Origin of the sequence: Salimicrobium jeotgali, assembly GCF_001685435.2 — a bacterium.
Lineage (GTDB): Bacteria > Bacillota > Bacilli > Bacillales > Halobacillaceae > Salimicrobium > Salimicrobium album.
In genome coordinates this window covers 385,763-405,391 of record NZ_CP011361.2, presented here as the reverse complement: position 1 = coordinate 405,391, position 19,629 = coordinate 385,763, and the positions used below count along the sequence as shown (strand labels likewise).

General features: G+C 49.6%; 19 protein-coding genes and 1 riboswitch. Of the genes, 5 read left to right on the top strand and 14 right to left on the bottom strand.

Translation table 11 applies throughout. The features are described 5' to 3' along the window. Positions 1-12: 12 nt before the first annotated feature. A complete protein-coding gene (locus AAV35_RS02065) occupies positions 13-885 on the top strand; it encodes a fructosamine kinase family protein (RefSeq protein ID WP_008591514.1) in 873 nt (290 codons plus the stop codon). Here AAV35_RS02065 and AAV35_RS02060 read toward each other — a convergent pair. After that, positions 864-1,487: a DUF1722 domain-containing protein gene (locus AAV35_RS02060; RefSeq protein ID WP_040609665.1), complete on the bottom strand. Its 624-nt coding sequence runs from the start codon at positions 1,485-1,487 to the stop codon at positions 864-866. The two genes, AAV35_RS02065 and AAV35_RS02060, sit on opposite strands and share 22 nt — an antisense overlap. A 160-nt stretch (positions 1,488-1,647) precedes the next feature. Between AAV35_RS02060 and AAV35_RS02055 the strand changes: the two genes are divergently transcribed. Then, positions 1,648-2,997, top strand: a complete 1,350-nt coding sequence (locus tag AAV35_RS02055; protein WP_008591509.1) for a YjiH family protein — start codon at positions 1,648-1,650, stop codon at positions 2,995-2,997. Positions 2,998-3,179: 182 nt separating this feature from the next. Further along, complete coding sequence (locus AAV35_RS02050; protein ID WP_008591507.1) at positions 3,180-4,169, top strand: acyltransferase family protein; 990 nt, start codon at positions 3,180-3,182, stop codon at positions 4,167-4,169. A gap of 86 nt (positions 4,170-4,255) precedes the next feature. Here AAV35_RS02050 and AAV35_RS02045 read toward each other — a convergent pair whose 3' ends face one another. From AAV35_RS02045 to AAV35_RS14655, 8 genes are all read right to left on the bottom strand, one after another. Then, positions 4,256-5,500: an aminopeptidase gene (locus AAV35_RS02045; protein WP_008591504.1), complete on the bottom strand. Its 1,245-nt coding sequence runs from the start codon at positions 5,498-5,500 to the stop codon at positions 4,256-4,258. 10 nt (positions 5,501-5,510) lie between these two features. Further along, on the bottom strand, positions 5,511-6,050 hold the full coding sequence (locus AAV35_RS02040; protein WP_008591502.1) for a YpjP family protein: 540 nt from the start codon (positions 6,048-6,050) through the stop codon (positions 5,511-5,513). A gap of 98 nt (positions 6,051-6,148) precedes the next feature. Further along, entirely contained in the window at positions 6,149-6,409 is a 261-nt protein-coding gene (locus tag AAV35_RS02035; protein WP_237757040.1) for a hypothetical protein, read from the bottom strand. 129 nt (positions 6,410-6,538) lie between these two features. Then, a complete protein-coding gene (locus AAV35_RS02030) occupies positions 6,539-7,267 on the bottom strand; it encodes a GntR family transcriptional regulator (protein WP_008591498.1) in 729 nt (242 codons plus the stop codon). Continuing rightward, a complete protein-coding gene (gene nagB, locus AAV35_RS02025; protein ID WP_008591496.1) occupies positions 7,257-7,994 on the bottom strand; it encodes a glucosamine-6-phosphate deaminase in 738 nt (245 codons plus the stop codon). The genes AAV35_RS02030 and nagB overlap by 11 nt, the downstream gene beginning before the upstream one ends. 2 nt (positions 7,995-7,996) lie before the next feature. Beyond that, positions 7,997-9,154, bottom strand: coding sequence for an N-acetylglucosamine-6-phosphate deacetylase (nagA, locus tag AAV35_RS02020; protein WP_008591495.1), 1,158 nt, complete (start codon positions 9,152-9,154; stop codon positions 7,997-7,999). A 15-nt stretch (positions 9,155-9,169) separates the two neighbouring features. After that, entirely contained in the window at positions 9,170-10,381 is a 1,212-nt protein-coding gene (locus AAV35_RS02015) for a PTS transporter subunit EIIC (protein ID WP_008591493.1), read from the bottom strand. An 8-nt stretch (positions 10,382-10,389) separates the two neighbouring features. Next, a complete protein-coding gene (locus AAV35_RS14655; RefSeq protein WP_008591491.1) occupies positions 10,390-10,557 on the bottom strand; it encodes a hypothetical protein in 168 nt (55 codons plus the stop codon). A gap of 445 nt (positions 10,558-11,002) precedes the next feature. Here AAV35_RS14655 and AAV35_RS02005 point away from each other — a divergent pair, with 445 nt between their 5' ends. Continuing rightward, positions 11,003-12,358 carry an IS1182 family transposase gene (locus tag AAV35_RS02005; RefSeq protein ID WP_065757335.1) on the top strand — a complete coding sequence of 452 codons (1,356 nt, stop codon included), beginning with the start codon at positions 11,003-11,005 and terminating at the stop codon, positions 12,356-12,358. A gap of 208 nt (positions 12,359-12,566) precedes the next feature. On the opposite strand, the gene AAV35_RS02000 is transcribed toward AAV35_RS02005, so the two are convergent. Genes AAV35_RS02000 through ribD form a run of 5 tightly spaced genes read right to left on the bottom strand, consistent with a single transcriptional unit; the run spans position 12,567 to position 17,414 of the window. Beyond that, the gene (locus AAV35_RS02000; protein ID WP_008589424.1) at positions 12,567-13,985 is read right to left on the bottom strand and encodes a cryptochrome/photolyase family protein; all 1,419 of its coding nucleotides are present in this window, start codon (positions 13,983-13,985) and stop codon (positions 12,567-12,569) included. A gap of 1 nt (position 13,986) precedes the next feature. Beyond that, positions 13,987-14,451, bottom strand: coding sequence for a 6,7-dimethyl-8-ribityllumazine synthase (gene ribH / locus AAV35_RS01995; RefSeq protein WP_040609268.1), 465 nt, complete (start codon positions 14,449-14,451; stop codon positions 13,987-13,989). A 15-nt stretch (positions 14,452-14,466) separates the two neighbouring features. Next, a complete protein-coding gene (locus AAV35_RS01990) occupies positions 14,467-15,660 on the bottom strand; it encodes a bifunctional 3,4-dihydroxy-2-butanone-4-phosphate synthase/GTP cyclohydrolase II (RefSeq protein WP_008589420.1) in 1,194 nt (397 codons plus the stop codon). A gap of 16 nt (positions 15,661-15,676) precedes the next feature. Beyond that, positions 15,677-16,318, bottom strand: a complete 642-nt coding sequence (gene ribE, locus AAV35_RS01985) for a riboflavin synthase (RefSeq protein ID WP_008589418.1) — start codon at positions 16,316-16,318, stop codon at positions 15,677-15,679. Position 16,319: 1 nt separating this feature from the next. After that, entirely contained in the window at positions 16,320-17,414 is a 1,095-nt protein-coding gene (ribD, locus tag AAV35_RS01980) for a bifunctional diaminohydroxyphosphoribosylaminopyrimidine deaminase/5-amino-6-(5-phosphoribosylamino)uracil reductase RibD (protein WP_008589416.1), read from the bottom strand. Between the two features lie 169 nt (positions 17,415-17,583). Continuing rightward, positions 17,584-17,724, bottom strand: a riboswitch (FMN riboswitch). Positions 17,725-17,943: 219 nt separating this feature from the next. Between ribD and AAV35_RS01975 the strand changes: the two genes are divergently transcribed. Further along, positions 17,944-19,596 carry an alpha-glucosidase gene (locus AAV35_RS01975; RefSeq protein WP_008589414.1) on the top strand — a complete coding sequence of 551 codons (1,653 nt, stop codon included), beginning with the start codon at positions 17,944-17,946 and terminating at the stop codon, positions 19,594-19,596. The last annotated feature ends 33 nt before the right edge of the window (positions 19,597-19,629 follow it).

Here is a 19,629-nt window from a genome sequence, read left to right as displayed (position 1 = left end):
AGGAGGGAACGCATGAGCTATCTTGAAGATATTTTAAAATCTACAGGAGACACCACACCGATTATAAAGCAAAAATCGGTAAGCGGCGGAGACATCAATGAAGCTTTTTATGTACGGACGAAAGCGCAGGAATATTTTGCGAAAAGAAATAAAGGAGCCTCTTCCCGGTTCTTCCAGACGGAAGCGAGAGGTCTTGAGCTCCTCCGGCAGACCGGCGCGATCGACGTTCCGCGAGTTTATCATCACGGAGGAAACGAGGAGGAAGCGTGGCTCGTTCTGGAATATATCCCGGCCGGCACTACCTCCCCGCTGTCCGAACACCGACTCGGGGAGCGGCTTTCCCGTATGCATGCCATGGAAAACAGTGCCTACGGTTTCGATCAGCCCACGTTCATCGGGGAACTTCTGCAGGAGAATCATATGTATCCGTCCTGGCTGGAGTATTACCGGAGCGAACGGCTTCTTCCACAGATTAAACTGGCAGGAGAAAAAGGGAAACTTCCGCCGGACAGAGAAAAACGTGCCCATCAGCTTCTGGAGCATCTGGACACGTGGATCCCCGAAGATCCCGGAAGTTCCCTTCTCCACGGTGATCTCTGGGGCGGCAACTGGATGACAGGTCCCGAAGACACGCCTTACCTGATAGACCCTTCCGTCTTATATGGAGACAGACTGATGGATCTCGCTTTCACCGAACTGTTCGGAGGATATTCCCGGGATTTTTATGAGGCGTATGCCGCGTACACCCCTCTCCCCGACTATTATCAGGACGTGAAACCTTTATACCAGCTGTTTTATCTGTTCGTTCACCTGAATATGTTCGGGGAGGCCTTCGGAAGCCAGGTGGACCGGATTCTCACTCATTACACAGAAACGAAAGGGTGAGGGTAGAGATAAGCCTGGGATAGTACGTAGTCATCTTCATATTTATGACCGAAATCTTTCAGTAATGCTCTTACTTCATCCAAAGAAATCGCACCATCCACGAACTGCTTCAGTTTTCTCTGAAGCAGTTCTTTTTCTTCTTCGGATAACTGCCGCTTTACGTGTCCCGCAATATGTTCACAGGCATTGACGTGTCTCGCCCGGGTCGGAGGAGTCTCCACCGCTTTCTCGAGAAGCTGGCGATAATCTTCGGCCAGCTCAAAGAACGGGGTCTCTCTTCCCCGGGCCAATAATCGACCCATTTGTTTCTGTATACCCGGGGAGTACGCCATCAGTAAATATTTATGATCCGATTGAAAATCGAACAGCCGCCGTTTTGATTCCTGCTCGAACACTTCTCTCAGGCGATGCAGCGTAAACATTTTCGTCCAGAAGTCATCGAGATCTTCAGGGCTCGCATGAATCAGAAAAGAAGCGGAGCTGCTCCCGTCGGCATGGCGATTCCCGGTAATATTTACGTATTCCTCCAGTCGATGTAAGTACTCCCTGCTGATGTCCACGTCTCTTTCAATATATATAGCAGGCTTCTGTTTATAGTCCACGTCACTCTCTCCCTTTTTACGAAAGATTCTGTCTACGAAGAAGGATTCCCCGTCATAGCCGTCGAATAACATAAAAGCAGTCATAAAATACTTGGCAATATGACGTTTATGTATTAAAATCTATTTTATTGCATAATTATACTAAGTTAGGAGCGCTCTCATGAATAAACACACTTTCCCCTTATCTGCTCATTTAAAATTCATCATACCTTCTCTTATCGGTGTGATTCTGTTTATGGTGCCCATCCCCTCCGGTGAATCCCTCACCATACTTGTCGCTATTTTCGCCGGATGGCTTGAAGAGGCACTGGCAGGTTATTTATCTTTAATAATGACGTTCATCATTTCTCTTACGGCTGTACTTACCGTCTGGGTAAAAGCAGGAGGGCGTAAAAACGTTAAGTCCTCTCCTTTCTTCACTTCACTGCTGGACGTCACCCCTTTCTGGACAGGAGTTCGGGTTCTCGGAATGATTTTTGCCCTGATGGTGTATTTCCAGATCGGCCCGGAAGCGATCATTTCGGAAAATACCGGCGGCATGCTTCTCGATTCCCTTCTTCACGTGCTGTTTACAGTATTCCTCTTTGCCGGACTGTTCCTGCCCCTGCTATTGAATTACGGGCTGCTGGAACTCTTCGGAGTGCTGCTGACGAAAATTATGCGTCCGCTCTTCACACTTCCGGGGCGTTCATCGATCGATTCACTTGCTTCCTGGCTTGGTGACGGGACGATCGGTGTGCTTCTCACGAGTAAGCAATACGAGGAAGGATATTACACGAAACGTGAAGCTGCCGTCATCGGTACCACCTTTTCCGTCGTATCGATAACGTTTACGATCGTCGTCATCGAAGAACTCGGACTCGGGCACATGTTTCTCCCTCTTTACGGAACGATAGTTGTCGCCGGGGTCGTGGCAGCGCTGATTATGCCGCGTATACCTCCGCTTTCCCGAAAACCCGACACGTTCGTTACGGAAGAACCTCAGGGGAACGGGGATGATGTTCCAAAATCGGAGAACGCCTTCGCCTACGGTTATAAGCAGGCGGTCAAACAGGGGAACCAGTCCCCGGGGGTCACCGGTTTCCTTAAAAACGGGGTGCAGAACATCCTCGATATGTGGATGGGCGTGGCTCCCATCGTTATGGCGCTCGGTACGATAGCTCTGGTACTGGCGGAGTTCACCCCGCTGTTTTCCTGGCTCGGTGTGCCGTTCATCCCGATTCTGGAACTGCTGCAGATTCCGTCGGCCCAGGCTGCATCCGAAACCATTCTGATCGGGTTCGCGGATATGTTCCTGCCGGCACTGATCGGTGCTTCCATTGAAAGTGAAATGACCCGCTTCGTCATTGCCGCCCTGTCCGTAACACAACTGATTTACATGTCGGAAGTCGGTGGGCTTCTCCTCGGATCGAAAGTACCCGTCGGTATCAAAGATCTGTTCATCATTTATCTCGAGAGGACGATTATCACCCTGCCGGTGATTGCACTGATCGCCCATCTGATATTTTAAATAAAAGCAGAGATGACAGCCGGACCGGCCGTCGTCTCTGCTTATTTTCATAATGAAGATATATCTTCCTGTTACAGCTCTTTTACGTTCTACTAACATTGTTCTTTTACTTATACACAAACACCCCGGTAAGTAGTACGATATAAATAACACTAATGCTTATAGAAAAGGCGGGGACATACATGGAACGCGATGCTTTTTTCGATAATGCGAAACTGTTTCTGATCGTGCTCGTCGTATTCGGACACGCGATACAGCCGATGACGAATGATTCCGTCTTTGTATATAATCTCTACACATTCATCTATATCTTCCACATGCCGGCCTTCATTCTCCTTGCTGGTTTTTTTGCCAAAGGGTCGAGGGACAAAAAGTATATACTGCAAATGGTGAAGAAACTGCTGCTCCCTTATTTCCTTTTTCAGGCAGTGTACAGCGGCTATTACTACGCTCTCGGGGACGAGGGATGGTACAACGGTTTCTTTCACCCGCACTGGTCTCTCTGGTTCCTCATCAGTCTGTTCTGCTGGCATATTCTGCTCATCGGGTTCAAAAAGCTGCCGCCGCTCCTCGGTATACTTATTTCGCTTGAGCTCGGTCTCGTCATCGGATATTTCAGCGACATCGGCCATACGTACAGTCTGTCGCGCACCTTTGTATTCTTTCCATTCTTTCTTGCGGGCTACTGGCTGACTACCCGGCAGGTGAAAGTGTGGCAGATTACTTCCGTGCGTGCCGGTTCACTCGTGACGATGGGGGTGATAGGTACGCTGATCGTCCTTTTTCCGGAATTCAGTTCCGACTGGCTGCTCGGTTCCAAATCCTATGCCACTCTCGGCAGTCCTGAATCCGGCGGCTGGGTCCGTCTCGGAGTCTACGTACTTGCTGCTGCCATGACAGTATCCGTGCTGGCCTGGGTTCCGAGTCGCCATTTCTCTTTCACGAAACTCGGTCAGCGGACGCTTTACGTGTATTTACTGCACGGATTCGTCATCCAGTTTTTCCGGGAAACAGAATTTTTCACATATACTCACTGGCTGGACGTATTCGGAGTCTTTTTCGTATCGCTCGGAATCGTCTATCTCTTCTCTTCCACTTTCATGATGAAAGCGGCGTCGCCTCTGATTGAAGCGAAACTTCCCCGGAGACGAAAGATCCGTACGTTTCAATAAAGTCATAAATACGAAAAAGTCCCCTGCAACAAGATGTTGTCAGGGGGCTTTTACAATGACTTACACGTTCGATTCCGGTGCCGTTTTTACTTCCTGAAATCCCCGGCCCAGCTGCCGTTGCGGAACACCGGTTCAAACGTACCGTCCTCTTTCTCTCCGTCAATATCGAGTTCAGCCGAACCGATCATGAAGTCTTCGTGCACGAGACTGTCGTTCACTCCGTTTTTATCCCGCTCCTCTGCGCTCATCTCCGAGCCTTTCTCCACGTTGGTCGGATAAGCTTTTCCGAGAGCAATATGACAGGAGGCATTCTCGTCGAACAGCGTGTTGTAGAAGATGTGACCGGACTCGGAAATCGGTGATTCGACAGGGACGAGAGCAACTTCGCCGAGACGTTTCGCTCCTTCATCCGTTTCAAGAAGATATTTCAGGGACTCTTCCCCGGATTCCGCCTTATAATCTACGACCTTCCCTTCTTCGAATGTAAGCGAGAAGTTCTCGATCAGGTTCCCGTCGTAATTAAACGGCATCGTGCTCCGTACCGTTCCGTTCACTCCGTATTTATGAGGCATCGTAAACACCTCTTCTGTCGGCATGTTAGGGTTGAACTTCACGCCTTTCACAGATTCGGCAGCGCCGCCGGCCCAAATATGATTTTTCGGAAGCTCAATCGTAAGTTCCGTCCCAGGCGCTTTATAGTGAAGCTTTTTGAACTGTTTATCATTCAGCAGCTCTCTCGCTTTACGCAGGTTCTCATTGTGCTCATCCCAGGCTTTCATCGGGTCTTCTTTATCAATCCGGGTAATATGGAAAATCTGTTCCCACAGTTTATCCTGAGCTGATGCCACCGGCTCATTCGGAAAAAGTTTCTTTGCCCAGTCCGGATGAGGGAAAGCTACGATCGTCCAGGTTATTTTATCTTCCATAATATAATCCCTGTAGGTGGTGAGCGCTTCGGCACTCGCTTTATTGGCTTTCGCTACTCTTTCCGAGTCCACATCTTTTAAAAGGTCCGGATCAGGTCCGTAGACGTTCACTACCGAATATCCGTCTTTAGCCATTTCTTCAAGACCCTCGGCCCGCCAGCGCGGGAAGTTCTCAAGCACTTCGTCTGCTGCATGTTTCATTTTCATATAAGTGAGGACGTTATCGCCCCACTGGACGTGTACGTCTTTCGCACCGCGTCCGTACGCCTTTGCGCTCAGTATATGCACAAAATCGGCAGCTTCTATCGGGGCGTTGATAATGATCCCCTGGCCTTCCTGTATGTTGACCCCTTTTTGCAATGCAACATCTGCATACTGCTCAAGCTTTTTCTGAAATGTACTCATGCTCATCCTCCTACGACATCCACTTCGGTGGTGTGTTTTTATCCCAGTATATTTCTCCCAACGGGTGGTGGTTTTCATACCCGTCTTCTTTCACATGATAATGGAAATTAAACCAGTACCCTTCCCCCGGACGCAGGTCCCGCCTGACGTGGAAGCGCGCCAGCTCTTCACCGGAACGGGTATTTGTCAGGTTGAAAATTTTTTCTCCATAACCTCCAGCCGGGCTCTCCGAAATTTCATAGACAGGTACATCTCCGACATCCACACAGGACTCGATTACTGCTTCAATTTCCGGAAAGATAATCTCGACCATGTCTTCTTCCACTTTCTCCTTGATGCGCGGCCCCAGTTTCATGAACGTCTGTTCTTTCGCTTTGTCCGTCAGGTCTTCCACGGTAAGCTGCTGCGACAGCTTATCCGAAAAGGCTGTCTCTTCACTGGCCGTTTCCACATCGGACGCTTCGGATTCCAGGGGAGCCTGCGGTATGTACAGTCCGAGTGTCATAACAGCTACAAGGGAGACAAACAGTTTTCTAAGCCATATCTTCATATTTCTCATCCTTTTATCGATAAAAGTCGGACTATCCCCACTTATCATTGTCCTCGCAAAACACCTCTATGCCCGCGCATAGAGGTGTCAGCCGATTTCTACTCTGTAAGTACGAAAGTCTCCAGTTTCAGTGTGACATCGACCTTTTTCATCCGCCCCTGAACGGTATAGTGATTGGTTTCATGCCGGAAAAATTCCCGTGCTCCGTTGTAGGTGGTAAACCATTTGTTGCCAATTACGGAAAATTCGCCTTTTTCCCTGTCCGTAACCTCAATCGGGTGATACGTCCTGCCGAGGTGTCCATCTTCTCTTTCCATTATCCCGACGCGATGCCTGGCATCCATCCATACTTGGGTCATGATTTTCAAGAGATCACTCCTTATATCACGGAAAACCGCATTTAATTGTGTGACAATTTGTAAGTTGAGTCAATTATCGCAAAATTCTCACACAATTTCAACACTTTACCGTTAAAAAGCAGAGAAGGACTATTTTTCTCTTTGCATGTCACTGATGAATTTATAGCGATCGCTTCGATAAATGGATGTGTTCCGCTCAAATGGAACGCCGGCACTCAGGTAACCGAGACGCTCTATCCGCAGTATCGCATCTCCTTCTTCGATGGAAAGAGGTTCTGCTTCTTCCAAAACAGCTGTCCCCGCTTCGATCGTCTGTCTGGCCCGTTCAATCGAATGTGCCGTTTTCGTTTCGATATATTCATAAAAGGAGACACCTTCCAGTCTGTCGGCATCGAGTTCCGGAAACAGATGGACCGGTATGAAAGTCTCTTCGATAGCCATCGGTTCCTCATCCGCATAACGGATCCGTTTCAGGTAATAGACTTCCCCCTCTTTCAGCTGAAGAATGTCTTTCGTCGTTTCGTCCGGTTCCTGCTTCTCAAATATAAGCAGTTCGTTGTGAGGCGTAAGCCCGCGGCGTTTCATATCCTCACTGAAGCTTGTGACCCCCTGAAGAGGCTGTTCGAATTTTTCTTCGGCTACGAACGTGCCCCGCCCCTTCTCCCTGTAAAGGATACGATTCCGGACCATATTCGAAATCGCCTGACGGACGGTCATGCGACTCACTTCATAGGTTTCGGACAGCTCTCTTTCGGAAGGAATCGCCTCTCCATAGTTATAAATACCGGACTCGATCTTCCGTTTCAGATCCTCTTCTATCTGGTAGTACATCGGCAGAGGAGATCCTTTATTCAGCACTGGTGTCCACGTCCTTCCCGTAAGCTTCTTCGTCTACAATCAATGTAACATGTTTATGATTGTAGAGAGCCGAAGCGGGAAACATTTCTTCCATCTCTCCTTTCAGCAGCCGCCGGATAGCCTCCTGTTTATTTGCTCCTGAAGCCAGCAAAAGGATTTCCTCACTTTTCAGAATAGAGGCGATGCCCATCGTTACCGCTTCCGTCGGTACTGCTTCAAGAGACGGGAAAAATCTTGCGTTCGCCTCCCTTGTGACCTGATCCAGTTCTTCCACGTGCGTCCCGGCTTCAAAGGAAGCTCCCGGCTCGTTAAAACCTATGTGACCGTTACTCCCTATCCCGAGCAGCTGAATGTTTGCAGGACCTTCTTTATCGAGAAGTGCTTCATACTCTCTGCACTCTTTGTCCAGATCTTCTGCTTCCCCGTTCGGAATGTACGTATTTAAAAAAGGGATGTGCGAGAAGAGTTGTTCCTGCATAAACGTATGATAGCTCTGACTGTGATCTCTCGGCAGACCCACGTACTCATCAAGGTTGAACGTCGTAACCCCGGAATAGTCGATTCCGCGTGACCTGTGTCCCTCTATGAGCTGTTCGTACGTACCGAGCGGCGTTCCTCCGGTAGCCAGTCCGAGAACGCACTCAGGATCAGCATTCACCTTTTCCTCTATAATAGAGGCCGCTTTCCGGCTCATTTCCTCATAATTTTTCACAACGATAACTTCCATTCCTATTCCTTCCTTTCATATACCAGTTCTCCCCGGCACCATGTCGCATGTACGTTGAAATCATTATCAACGAGTACGAGATCGGCATCTTTTCCGGGCGCAATACTGCCTTTCCGGTTTTCCACTCCAAGTTCGCCGGCTGCGTTTCCGGAAGTGATGGCCAGCAATTCCTGGTCCGACAGATGAAGATGTTTTTTCATAAGAGACGCGGCTTTTGAAAGAGTAAGTATACTCCCGGCAAGCGTCCCGTCTTCAAGAACCGCCTTCTGATTTTCGACAGTCACATCCTGGCCTCCGAGGTCATAAGTGCCTTCCGGCAGACATTTGGCCCGCATCGCATCCGTAATCAGCAGCATTCTCTCATCCGTAAGCTGCCTGTAGGCGATCTCGACAGCTTCCTTACGTGAGTGGATATGATCCACAATCAGTTCCACCATAAGACGCGGGTCCGTGAAGGCCGCCCCGGTCACGCCCGGGTCCCTGTGATGCAGCCCGCTCATCTGGTTGTATAAATGCGTCACGTGACTTACACCCGCTTCGACAGCGGCTTCCGCTTCATCGAACGTTGCATCTGTATGACCCATCGAGGCGATGATGCCTCTTGTTTTCAAATGACGGATGAGTTCCTCCCCGCCCTTTTCTTCGGGAGCCAGCGTAACGAGGCTGATCATGTCATTACTTGCTTTACGGTAGGACTCGAACTTAGTGACGGAGGGCTCACGGATGTAATCCACGGGCTGTGCTCCGGCTTTCCTGCCGGATATGAACGGCCCCTCCAGATGCACTCCGAGCATTTCGGCTCCGCTTACGTTTTCTCCTGTAAAAGAGCCGGCGTTACGAAGAGCGCGCTCTATGTTTTCCGGGGACTGGGTCATCGTAGTAGCAAGAAAAGACGTAGTCCCCTCCTCCGGAAGAATCTCCGCTATGCCTTGCAGAGCTTCGGGAGTGGCATCCATTACATCGTGGCCGTTCGCGCCATGGATATGCACGTCGATGAAACCGGGGAACAGGGAAAGCCCTTTCCCATCGATGACCGTATCCCCCCGGCCGAGAGGGGAGTCGCTCACATTGCGGATTTCGCCTTCTTCAAAGAGTACGCTCCCCTCTTCAATAGTACGATCCTTCTGTACAATACGCACGTTTTGATACTCGACACTCATCCCGTGCACCTCCTCTTATTTATTTTTCATCTGTTTTTTGATTGCTTCTGCGAGGAACTCGACGCTTGTGCCTAAAACTACGTGCACGTTTTTCGAACCGATGTTGATGACACCCCGTGCCCCTTCACGTTTGAGCTTCTTGTCATCCACTTTCTCTCTGTCTTCCATCGTAAGTCTGAGTCTTGTCGTACAGTATTCCAGCGTGTCGATATTCTCTTCACCGCCGAGTGCCTGAAGATAGGCGGCCGCCTTTTCGTCATAGTCGGACGTTCCACCAGACGCTTCTTCGACGTCCTCTTCGTCATCATCCTCACGTCCAGGTGTTTTCAGGTCCAGTTTCGTAATGAGGAAGTAGAAAACGACAAAATACAAAGCTCCCATAACGAGCCCGAGCACGAGAAGCAGAAGCGGATTTTGGGCAATGTTGAAGTTCAGTAAATAGTCGATCAGCCCGGCCGAAAATCCGAATCCGTGCCGCACGTCAAGCATATAAGCCGCAATCATCGATACTCCGGTCAGAACGGCGTGGACTACGTACAGAAGCGGAGCGAGGAACATGAAAGAAAACTCGATCGGTTCCGTAACACCCGTAAGGAAGGAAGTAAGATCGATACTTCCGAGCATCCCGCCTACAATTGCCTTCTTCTCTTTTTTGGCAGCCGCATACATGGCAAGACATGCACCGGGCAGACCGAACATCATAATCGGGAAGAAACCTGCAAGGAAGTACCCGGCCTCAGGGTCCCCTTTAAGGAAACGGTTGATCTCCCCGTTCACTGTCTCCCCTGCAGCCGTCGTAAAGCTTCCGAAATCGAACCAGATCAGTGTATTCATGACGTGGTGAAGCCCGACCGGTATCAGCAGGCGGTTCAGGAATCCGTAAAGACCGACGCCTGCTTCCCCGGAAGAAAGAATCCACTGGGCTGTCGCATCAAGAGCATACTGCGGATAAACCCATAAATACCCCATGATGAAAGACATGACTACCATGGCAGCAGACGTCACAATCGGTACGAATCGCTTTCCTCCGAAGAAAGATAAATATTCCGGAAGTTTAATATCGTAGAAGCGGTTGTACAACATACCGGCCGAAATACCGGCGATGATACCGGCGAATACGCCCATAGATATATTTTCGTTAATGGCTTCGACTCCCGCCTGTAGGACGAGGACCCCGATAGCCCCGGACAGAGCTGCACCTCCCCCTCCGTCTTTCGCAAATCCCATCGCGATACCTATACCGAATATGAGTGGAGGTTATCAAGAATACTGCTTCCTGCAGCTTCAATAAAGTCGATATCGAGCATATCATCCATGCCGAGACGCAACAGCAGCGCCGCAGCCGGAAGTGTGGCAATGGGAAACATCAGTGATTTCCCGATTCGTTGAAAAAATGCTAACACGATTAAAACTCCTCTCTTTATTTGAAAACGCTTTATATAAATTCTACCACTCACGTATATAGTTGTCTATACCAATTTATCGGAAGAAGAAATTGATTTGGCTCGGGTACGGCTATCGTTCCCTTCACGGGAATGTTCAGGTGCTGAAGGTAACGATTCTACCGTTTTCCTTCCCTTCGCGGAGGATATTCTTCTTTGAACGTCACGATTCAGGCGAAAACGTTACCTTCGGAAGCTTCAAGTGCGCCTGAAGGTAACGAAAAAAGCAGTCCCCTGTCCTCCCACAGGTCAGGGAACCTCTGGAAAGTTACTCACAAAAAAAGACTGACCTCCGTCAGTCAGGCTGTCGAGAAAGTCTCGGCAGCTTTTATTTTTTCTGTTTTTTTAATAGATCACCGCGTTAATTTGTTATAATAGCTGTAACTTATCAACGAAAGGTGATTGGATGTTTCAATCTAAAACTGAACGACAAAATGAAATCGAAATGGTTACCATTGAAGAGCTTGTCCCTGAAGATCATCTCCTACGCAAAATTGACCAATACATAGATTTTTCTTTCATTCCTGAAAAAGTCCGTCCTTACTATTCAGAAGATAATGGTCGTCCCTCTTTGGATCCTCTTGTTTTATTCAAAATGATGTTCATTGGTTATATCTATGGCGTTCGTTCCGAACGCGAATTGGAGCGACAAATTCAAACGAATGTTGCTTATCGTTGGTTCTTAGGGTTGAATCTTACAGACAAAGTCCCCCATCATTCCACTATTAGTTGGAACCGCCGCACTCGTTTCAAAGACACGGATATCTTTCAAGAAGTTTTTGATGAAATCGTGCTCCAAGCGATGAACCACCGTATGGTCTCCGGCCGTGTATTATTCACAGATTCCACGCACTTGAAAGCCAACGCTAATAAGAAGAAATTCTCAAAACAAGAAGTTGAAGTAGAAACGGTAGACTACCTCAAAGATTTGGAAGAAGCCGTAAGAAAAGATCGTGAAGATCATGAAAAAAAGCCTCTGAAGGAAAAGGAGGGGGTAAAAAAGACAAAGGAAATTAAGGTTAGCGACACGGATAGCGAGAGTGGTTATCTTTACCGGGAGAATAAGCCGGAAGGCTTCTTTTATCTTGATCACCGTACCACAGATTTAAAACATAACATCATTACTGATGTTCATGTAACGCCAGGAAATATTCATGATTCCAGACCTTACTTACAACGTTTGGACCGCCAAATCGAACGATTTGGCTTTGAGGTGGAAGCTGTAGGTCTAGATGCCGGCTATCTGACGAACCCTATATGTCATGGGCTTATAATGGAAAGAGGAATATTTGGAGTTATTGCTCATCGAAGGTACCAGTCAAAGAAAGGGCTTCTTCCGAAATGGAAATATGCATATGATGAAGAGCGGGATGAATATGTGTGCCCCCAGGGTGAAGTTTTAAGCTATTCGACCACCGATCGTGAGGGGTATCGGCATTACAAATCAAACCCTGAAAATTGTGCAGATTGCCCTCTTCTAGCGAAGTGTACCCAAAATAAGAAGTATCAAAAAACGATCACTCGCCATGTATGGGAAAGCTCGAAGGAGAAGGTTCGGTTGAACCGGCTTTCTAATGAAGGCAAGTGGATCTATCGCATGAGAAAAGAGAAAGTTGAACGTAGCTTCGCAGATTCAAAAGAACTGCACGGGCTGCGTTATTGTCGCTTGCGCGGAAAAGAGAATGTACGCGAACAAGCGTTACTGACGGCGGCCTGCCAAAACATGAAAAAGATTGCCCTCCACCTATCCAGGGTGAGATAGGTGAAGGAGAGTCTTTTTCGGTGAGGGGAAGGCGAATACCAGGAGACTCCTGCGGAAAAACGGGCGATCCGAGACCCCGCAGTGTGGGTTTTCACGAGGGAGGCTCGGGCGTTCGTCCGCGGAAAGCGAGTGGTATTCGCCCGCACGAACTGCACAAAAAAAGCTTGCAGAAAAACACGGGGTTTCTCTACAAGCTGACTGACCTCCGTCAGTCCTTCTTCTGCTTATAGATTTCTATCGCTCTCTCCCGCATCCGCTTGTGATCCACCATCGGCTCCGGGTAATCTTCCCCGATGGTACATCCTGCTTCCTTCTGCTCATCTTCCGACATTTTATGAGGTTCGTGGATGTACTTCTCCGGCACATTCCGAAGCGCCGGAAGCCACTCTTTTATATAGTCCCCATGCTTATCGAACCGTTCGGACTGACGGACGGGGTTGAAGACACGGAAATAAGGGACCGCATCCGTTCCTGTCGAGGCTGCCCATTGCCAGCCGCCGATGTTCGAAGCCGCTTCGTAATCAGCCAGTTTCCGGTTGAAGTACCTTTCCCCTTTTCTCCAATCGATAAGAAGATCTTTCGTCAGAAAAGAGGCGACCGCCATCCTGGCGCGGTTATGCATCCAGCCGCTTTCGTTCATCTGTGCCATGGCAGCATCTATAAACGGGAAGCCGGTCCGCGCTTCTTTCCACCGGTCAAAAATTTCCTCATCTTCGTTCCAGGGGATATCGCGGAATTTTTCCGTAAGTTCCTGATCATCAGCTTCCGGATGATTGTAGTACACCATGTGATAAAAATCACGGAAAGCCAGTTCCCGGATAAAGCTCTCTACTCCGTCCTGACGCTTCCGCCCGTCCGTTTCCTGTTGAACTCTGTGATATACCGTGCGCGGGGAAATTGCTCCCGTGCGCAAGTAGCGGCTCATCAGGCTGGTTCCGTCTTTCGAGGGGATGTCCCGGTCTTCGTCGTAATAATAGATCGGTTCATCCAGAAACCGGGTGAGGCGCTGCTCAGCTGCTTCCTCACCGACCTCCTCCCACTTCCGGAGCGGGGCTTTCGTAAGTTCCCGGTACTTTTCCTCTCCGTCTGTAAAATCCCCGGAGCGGTCTGTCAGATGCTGCTTCATTTTATCCGTATCCAATTTCACCACCGGTGGTTTGTCAAGCTTCTGCCACTGCTTGAAATAAGGGGAGAACACCTGATAAAGCTCGCCGTCTTTCTTCGTCACTTCCTCCGCTCCGTGGAGAGGGTGGTCGATATACGTATGCGTACGTACCCCCCGCTCTTCGAAGACAGGCAGCACCCGTTCGTCCCGTTCTTTGCCGAATCCGGTTTCTGCTTTGTTGAAATAAATGTCCTCAGCATCCGTCACCGTATCGAAAAAGGATCGGAATGCCTCCTCTTCCTCCCCGAAGATGAAATGGAGGGGTCCCGATGATTCATGGAACTTTCGGACGGTCTGAAAAAAATAGTCCTCCTGCAGATCAAATTCCCGGATAAGCTCGGGATGGATATGGAAGAGAAGCAGTAGCTCATCCTCTTCCCCGAGGTTTTTCACCGCTTCCGCCAGAGCAATATTATCGTTCAGACGCAGGTCGTTGCGAATCCATACGACAGAAGTACTCATATTACAGCTGTTTCATCAGATTGGCCATCTCGACAGCAGCTACAGCAGCCTCTGATCCTTTGTTTCCGGCTTTCGTTCCTGCACGTTCGATCGCCTGTTCGATCGTGTCGGTCGTGATGACACCGAAAATGACCGGCAGACTGTTCTTCACGGAAGCCTGGGATACCCCTTTCGCCGCTTCCCCGCACACGTAGTCGAAGTGAGGGGTCGACCCCCGGATGACTGCCCCGAGAGTGATGACAGCGTCATACTTCCCGGATGATGCCATGCGATCTGCCGCAAGCGGGACTTCAAAAGCTCCCGGCACCCACGCTGCATCAATATTCGCTTCATCCACACCGTGCTGTTTCAAAGCTCCGACAGCGCCTTCGTAAAGCCGTTCTGTGATAAATTCGTTGAATCGTCCCGTCACGATACCTATTTTAAGATCTGTTCCTACCAGATTACCTTCAAGTCTGTTCACCATGCTTGATACTCCCCTTTATAAATGAAATAAGTGTCCCATTTTCGAACGTTTCGTTTCCATGTAGCGCGCGTTCTCTTCCCGGGAAGGCATTTCAATCGGTATGCGGTCGGTAACTTCGAGACCGTAGCCGCCGAGCCCGGAGATTTTTTTCGGATTGTTCGTCAAAAGGTTGAGCTTCGTAATCCCGAGGTCCTTCAGAATTTGTGCTCCCACCCCGTAGTCGCGCAAATCCGGAGCAAATCCGAGTTTCTCATTGGCTTCCACCGTGTCGTAGCCTTCTTCCTGGAGTTTATAGGCATACAGTTTGTTCATGAGCCCGATCCCGCGTCCTTCCTGACGCATGTAGACGAGCACCCCGCTGCCATTTTCTTCGATCTGCCTCAGAGCGTTGTGAAGCTGCGGTCCACAGTCACAGCGCCAGGACCCGAACACGTCTCCGGTCAGGCACTCCGAGTGGACACGTACGAGCACCGGTTCTTCCGGGTTGATTTCTCCCTTCACAAGAGCGATATGATCCTTGTAGTCGATATCGTTCGTAAAGCCGATAGCCCGGAAGTCCCCGTATTCAGTCGGGAGCTTGATTTCCACTTCCCGTTTGACGTGTTCTTCATGGTTGTACCGGTACTGTATCAGATCTGCGATTGTAATCATCGGTATATCGAATTCCTCGGACATCTTCTTGAGATCCGGCACTCTCGCCATCGTCCCGTCATCCTTGATGATTTCACAAATGACACCGGCGGACTTCGCACCTGCCAGTTCGGCGAGGTCAATGGACGCTTCCGTGTGACCGGCGCGACGGAGGACTCCCCCTTTTTTACCGACGAGCGGGAAAATGTGTCCCGGCCGGTTGAAGTCAGATGCCGTCGCCTGTGTTCTCAACATTTCGCGGATAGTGAGTGCCCGCTCCTCTGCGGAAATCCCGGTCGTCGTATCGCGGTGGTCGACACTTACAGTGAACGCCGTTTTGTTTGGATCGGTGTTTTCCCCGACCATCGGCATCAGCTCGAGACTCTCCGCTATTTCTCCGGAAACAGGAGCACATACGAGACCGCGTCCGTGGGTAATCATAAAATTGATCATTTCGGAAGTTGCGTATTCCGCCACCCCGACGAGGTCCCCCTCGTTCTCTCTGTCCTCATCATCACATACTATTACCATCTTCCCCTGTTTCAGACGTTCAATTGCGTATTCGATAGTATCAAACATAATATCCCCCTGTCCTCTAAACGTAGCCGTTTTCTTTAAGAAAATCGGAGCTGACTTCTTCTCCGCTATTTTTGTTCTTCATGAAATGAGCAATATATTTACCGATCATATCACACTCCACGTTAACCTCATCTCCCGGTTCTTTGTTCCCGAGAACGGTGTGTTCCATGGTGTGCGGGATGAGGGAGACGAGAATCGTATTCCCTTTTACTCCGAATACGGTCAGACTCGTACCGTCTACAGCAATCGACTCTTTGTGGATGAAATACTGTATCAGGTCTGCCGGGAGTTCAATTTCATAATAGACGGCATTCGCTTCCGGCGTTTTCCCGGTTATCTTTCCGGTGCCGTCAATGTGTCCGGAAACGATGTGGCCGCCGAATCGTCCTCCCGCTGCAAGAGCCCGTTCCAGATTCACTTTGCTTCCTTCAGTGAGATCTTTAAAGTTCGTGGCACGGAACGTCTCCGGCATTACGTCGAAAGAAGCCGTCGTCTCCGTAAATGCGGTGACTGTTAAACAGACGCCGTTAATGGAAATGCTGTCTCCCTCTTCCACGTCTTCTAAAATGACGGAAGCTTCGATACTCACATCCATCGCTTCTTCTTTCTGCTCAATCGATCTGATAGTTCCGATTTCCTCTACAATACCTGTAAACATGTCATTCGCCTTCTTTCCTTGAAACGATTTTAATATCTTCTCCTAACCGGTCCTGATGAACGACGGAGAAACTCATTGCGTCATGCAAATGCTCGATACCCGCCCCTGACACGGGGGTGAGCGCTTTTCTGCCGCCGATCAGTTTCGGGGCGATATAGGTAATGACTTCGTCGACATTTCTTGAGCGGACAAAACTGTCAGCCACTGTTCCTCCGCCTTCTACGAGCAGAGAGGAAATCTTTCTCTCCGCAATTTCCTTTAGAAAAACGTCAATGTCCACAGTTTCTTCCGACTGTCGCAGAATTTCCACGTGGGACGGGGCCGAGAATTCCTTCAACTGCTTATTCGTCACTGTTTTACCGGCTACAATCCATACCGGCGACGTGTCGTCCTGCATAAGTTTCGCATCCCTCGGCATCCGCAGATGGTTGTCGAGAACGATACGCACCGGGTGGCTTCCGCCTTCCTCGAGTCTTGCGGTCAGCATAGGATCATCCGTAAGCACCGTATTTATCCCAACGAGAATAGCTCCCGAACGGTGCCGGTACCAGTGTCCATCTTTCCGCGCCCTCTCCCCGGTAATCCACTGGCTCTCACCGGTGGACGTGGCGATTTTACCGTCGAGGCTCATCGCCGACTTCAGCCGAACGTACGGTTTTCCCTTCGAAATATAGTGGAAAAAAGGCCGGTTAATAGCATCCGCTTCTTCGCGGCAGACGTCCGTGACGACTTCCACACCGCCGTCCTTCATTTTTTTCATGCCTTTTCCGGCCACCTCAGGATTCGGATCGAACGAGGCGATCACAGCCCGCTTAACCCCTGCAGCTACAATCGCATCGGCGCAGGGCGGCGTTCTGCCGTAATGGCTGCACGGTTCAAGAGTGACGTATATTTCTGCATCTTCGGCGTGGGTCCCGGCCATATTCAGCGCGTGGACTTCGGCATGAGGCTCCCCTGCTTTGACGTGAACCCCGGTGCCGACGATCTGGTTATTTTTAACTACTACTGCGGCGACGGCCGGATTTGGGTCCGTCTGGCCCATCGTTTTCTGTGCCATCTCCACAGCAAGTTCCATATAGTAACGGTCTCTGTTCATGTGCTTTCCTCCGAACTTCTTCTCTTTACGGGAGACAGGCTTATTGTCGGTTCGGACGCAGTAAGCGCTCTGTCTGAATGGTCTTTTTTCATAAAAAATGCCCTGAAGAACAATTGTCCTTCAGGGCATAAAGATACTTAAAAAAAGGTACACGTGTACCAGGATTAGAATAATCTTTCTCCCATCCAGACTTTAACTGTCGGCTTTGGAATTTCACCAAATCAGGGGGAATACGCTCTTCCCCGTCGCGGGCTGAGGACGTTACTCCATTACCGCCGGCTAGGAATTTCACCTGACCCCGAAAGATACTGTATTGAATTACTTCTTACTATATAGGATGAGAGGAAAATCTGCAATCCTTTTGCTTCACAGCCTTTTCACAAAAAGGAAACGGTTGCAAAATCATATCCTTTCCGATATGCTATGCTTAGTTTGTGAAAACGATTGCACAATTGAATGCAGGGCACGCGGATGATGATCCATCCGGATAAAATCGCAGTTTTTGAAATGAGAAGAGGAGTGAGTGAGTATGGAACGTAAATGGTGGAAAGAGGCCGTCGGCTACCAGGTGTATCCGCGGAGTTTCCAGGACTCCGACGGGGACGGTATCGGAGATCTGCAGGGAATGATCAGCCGTCTCGATTATTTGAAGGACCTGGGCATTGATTTTATCTGGATCTGTCCGATGTACAAATCGCCGCTCGACGACAACGGCTATGACATTTCGGATTATAAGGATATTCTTCAGGACTTCGGTACGATGGAGGACTTCGATCAGCTTCTCGAAGAAGTACATAACCGCGACATGCGCCTGATCATCGACCTCGTTCTAAACCACACGAGTGACGAACATCCGTGGTTCCTTGAATCGAAATCTTCGAAACAGAGCCCCAAACGCGACTGGTATATTTGGAGAGACGGACGCGACGGCGGGGGCCCGCCGAACAACTGGGAAAGTATATTCGACGGCTCGGCCTGGAAGTATGATGAAGCGACGGACCAGTACTTCCTCCATATCTTCTCGGAACGCCAGCCCGATTTGAACTGGGAAAACGGGGAAGTGCGCCGTGAACTTTACGACACCGTCAACTGGTGGCTGGATAAAGGAATCGACGGCTTCCGCATTGACGCCATCAGCCATATCAAGAAGCGTCCCGGGCTTCCTGATATGCCGAATCCCGAACAAAGACAGTATGTATCAAGTTTTGATATGCACATGAATCAGGAGGGCATCCACGAGTTCCTTCAGGAATTCAAAGAAGAAACATACGGAAAGTACGACGCGGTTTCTGTCGGGGAAGCCAACGGAGTGAGCGCAGATGAAGCACATCTCTGGGTCGGGGACGAAGGGAAAATGGACATGATTTTCCAGTTCGAACATCTTGATCTTTGGGACCGGGAAGGCGGTACAGGTCTTGACGTGCCGGCGCTGAAACGCGTCCTTACGAAATGGCAGAAAGGACTCGAAGGAGACGGCTGGAACGCTCTGTTCATCGAAAATCATGACAAAGCACGTGCCGTGTCCACGTGGGGAGATGACGGGGAGTTTTGGAAAGAGAGTGCCACGTCGCTTGCCACTATGTATTTCCTGATGCAGGGTACCCCCTTCATTTATCAGGGACAGGAAATCGGTATGACGAACGCCGGCTTCACTGCTATCGACGACTATGACGATGTGGCGGCGAAGAACTTCTATACTGCCAAAAAGGAGCAGGGATGGAAAGATGAGGAGATACTTCAAAACCTCAGGGAAACTTCCCGGGACAACAGCCGGACGCCGATGCAGTGGGAGAACAGCCGCAACGCCGGCTTCACTTCAGGCCGCCCCTGGATAAAAATCAACCCGGATTATAAGCAAGTGAACGTAAAAGATCAGCAGGAAGACGAAACATCGATTTTGAACTACTATCGACAGCTGATCCGGCTGAAAAAGTCGTATGATTTATTCACATATGGAAAATATGATCTACTGGAGGAAACCGATCCTTCTCTTTACGCTTACACGAGAACGCTCGGGAATCAGCAGGCAGTGATCATCGCAAACCTCTCCGGCACCTGCTCCGCCCTGCCGCCGGAAGCAGATGTCCGAGAAGAAGATCTCCTTCTGCATAATTACCGTGATCTTCCCGATAAATCCATTATCCGCCCTTTTGAAGCACGGGTGTATAAAAGAGAGTGGTAAATTAATATTTCCGCGAGTTAGAAAAGCCTCCAC